This window comes from Caldisphaera sp., assembly GCF_023256325.1.
Lineage (GTDB): Archaea > Thermoproteota > Thermoprotei_A > Sulfolobales > Acidilobaceae > Caldisphaera.
Window position 1 is genome coordinate 275 of sequence record NZ_JAGDXI010000028.1, and the last position, 2,913, is coordinate 3,187.

Consider the following 2,913-nt stretch of genomic DNA (forward strand, 5'->3'; position numbering starts at 1 on the left):
GGAAAATAGATATAGGCTTTGGGTAAATAGCAAGGCATTTGCAGATCTTGTAAGAGGGATTGGAACACCGATACCTCATGTAGAATTTGATAGAATTGCATTTGTTCAGGGACTATATGATGCTGAAGGCTATGTAGAGTTTTGGAAGCCCCGAAAAATCATTAGAATAAATTTTGCGAATAAAGATGAGGAAATAATAAGGCTTGTTGTAAGAACGCTTAAAGATATAGGGATAGAGAAGCCATACATAAGATATTCTATGCGATGTTATAGGGTTCAAACTTATAGGAAAGCTGATGTGTTAATATATATCAAAAATGTCGGATTTAGGTATCCAACCAAGCAGAGAAGGTTGTTATCCTTTTTATCCCAAGATTCTCATTTTTAGCATTATTCCTTGATCTAGTTTTTACCAAGAAATTAGGTGGCACGGCCCGCCGCCCAGCATACTTAAAGGAATTGGCGGGGGGGCACCACAAGGGGTGAAGCTTGCGGCTTAATTGGAGTCAACGCCGGAAACCTCACCCGGGGCGACAGCAGGATGAAGGCCAGGCTAACGACCTTGCCGGACGAGCTGAGAGGAGGTGCATAGGGGGCAATCCCCCACTAGGTGAGTAATATTCTAATATATTGTATTTTATTTAATGTACACTATAATAGTGATTGAAAGCATATTCAGTGGGGGAGCCTCCGCATAGGGCCGTCGCCAGGCACGCCCATGGTTCCCATGATGTTAAAGTGCTCCATATATTAAGGGAATTTTGGATGCTAAAGGGAATTGGGAACCATGGCGTGGGCGAGCTCGTGCCGTGAGGTGTCCAGTTAACCCAGATAGGGGGTTAGTAAGCAAAGTCAATGGGTGTATAGGCCTAGTTACGGAGATAAGGTTTTACGGTGGATGCCAGATGGGTAGGAATCAAGGGTATAGGGTGATAATATATGGTAAGGGGAATATTAATAAGGTTCTTGAGCCGATTCCCATGCGATGCTCTAAATCCCATAAATTTTACCCTCAGTTTTTATACGCATATTTAACTCCCTATCTGGGGCTGAGAGTCTGGCAACGAGCGCGACCCCCGCTCCCTGTTGCTACCCTACCCTTCGGGGTGGGGGGCACACAGGGAGGACTGCCGGCGTAAGCCGGAGGAAGGAGGGGGCCACGGCAGGTCAGTATGCCCCGAAACCCCGGGGCTGCACGCGAGCTGCAATGGCGGGGACAGCGGGATCCGACCCCGAAAGGGGGAGGCAATCCCGTAAACCCCGCCCCAGTAGGAATCGAGGGCTGCAACTCGCCCTCGTGAACGTGGAATCCCTAGTAACCGCGTGTCACCAACGCGCGGTGAATACGTCCCTGCCCCTTGCACACACCGCCCGTCGCGCCACCCGAGGGAGCCCCCAACGAGGCCTCTTTTCTCCAGGGTAATCCCTGGGGAGGGGAGGACGAGTTGGGGGCTCCCGAGGGGGGCGAAGTCGTAACAAGGTGGCCGTAGGGGAACCTGCGGCCGGATCACCTCCTCTGGGGATGGGGTGTTCAAAGGGAGTTGGGTTGGCACCTACTCTGACTAAACCACCATCCGCACCAGCAAGCCGCTCGGTGGATGGCTCGGCTCAGGCGCCGAGGAAGGGCGTGGCAAGCTGCGATAAGCCCGGGGTAGGCGCAGGCAGCCCTTGAACCCGGGATCCCTGAATGGGGCTTCCTACCTGGGCCGAATAGGCCTAGGTGCTCCGGGGTTTTCTCGGAGCGGGAACCCCCCGAACGGAAACATCTTAGTAGGGGGAGGAAGGGAAACCAACAGGGACCCCCTGAGTAGGGGCGACCGAAAGGGGGTTAGCCCAAACCAAATCCCTGCGGGATAACCGTGGGGAGATGTGGGGTTGAGGGCCCGGGTATCGCCGGGGCGACCTAGCCGAAGTGGGCTGGAAAGCCCCGCCGTAGAGGGTGATAGCCCCGTAGGCTAAAGGCCGCCTGGCGGAGTCCCGGTGTCCCAGAGTACCACGCCTTGGTTTTGGCGTGGGAAGCCGGGGGCCACTGGTCTCTAAGGCTAAGTACGTCCTGAGACCGATAGTGCACTAGTACCGTGAGGGAACGCTGAAAAGAACCCCGAAAGGGGAGTGAAAAGAGCCTGAAACCGGGCGGCTAAAGGAGGGGCGGCCTGAAAGGATGCCTTCCTCCGAAGGAAACCGGGGTGAACCCGGGAGTACGAGGAGGAAGGTCCAAGGTCGCCCCTTCCGTCTAGAAACACGGGCCGGGGAGTTCCCGCCCGTGGCGAGCTTAAGGGGTTAAACCCCGAAGGCTTAGGGAAACCGAAAAGCCCGTAGCGGGGGTGACCCCGTGAGGGGCTGGGTCTTAATGGGCCCGTAGTCACGGGCGGGAGACCCGAAACCGGGCGATCTAGCCCTGGGCAGGGTGAAGCGGGGCGAAAGCCCCGTGGAGGCCCGAAAGGGTTCTGATGTGCAATTCGTTCCCATGACCTGGGGCTAGGGGCAAAAGACCAATCAAGCCCGGTGATAGCTGGTTCCCCCCGAAGCGGGTCCCAGCCCGGCCTCCCTGGAGGAGGCCCACGGGGTAGAGCACTGATCGGGGATGCAGGGGCCGAAAGGCCCCGGTCCCCGGTCAAACTCCGAACCTGTGGGCTCCGAAGAAGGGGAGAGGCGGGTTCCTCGGGGTAAGCCTGAGGGCCGAGAGGGAAACAACCCAGACCGAGGTTAAGGCCCCTAAGTGCGGGCTAAGTGTCAACCTAGAAGGGTGTCCCCCGCCCAAGACAGCGGGGCCGTGGGCCTAGAAGCAGCCATCGGCTAAGAAGTGGGTAACACCTTACCCGCTGAGGCGGGGGGCCCCGAAGATGTCTAGGGACTCAAGCCCGCCGCCGAGACCCCGGGCCATGGATCATTGGATCCATGAGCGGTAGGGGG

General features: G+C 56.9%; 1 protein-coding gene and 2 rRNA genes (1 of these 3 running past the window's edge). All 3 read left to right on the forward strand.

Annotation, left to right across the window (positions count from 1 at the left end):
- A partial coding sequence (locus tag Q0C16_RS04000) for an LAGLIDADG family homing endonuclease (protein WP_292319752.1) occupies nt 1-388 on the forward strand: 388 nt, incomplete at its 5' end.
- Nucleotides 375-1,516 (forward strand): 16S ribosomal RNA (locus Q0C16_RS04005). The genes Q0C16_RS04000 and Q0C16_RS04005, both read left to right, overlap by 14 nt.
- Nucleotides 1,517-1,570: 54 nt before the next feature.
- Nucleotides 1,571-2,913 (forward strand): 23S ribosomal RNA (locus Q0C16_RS04010) (it continues 2,046 nt past the right edge of the window).
- The 16S and 23S rRNA genes sit together here, the layout of an rRNA operon.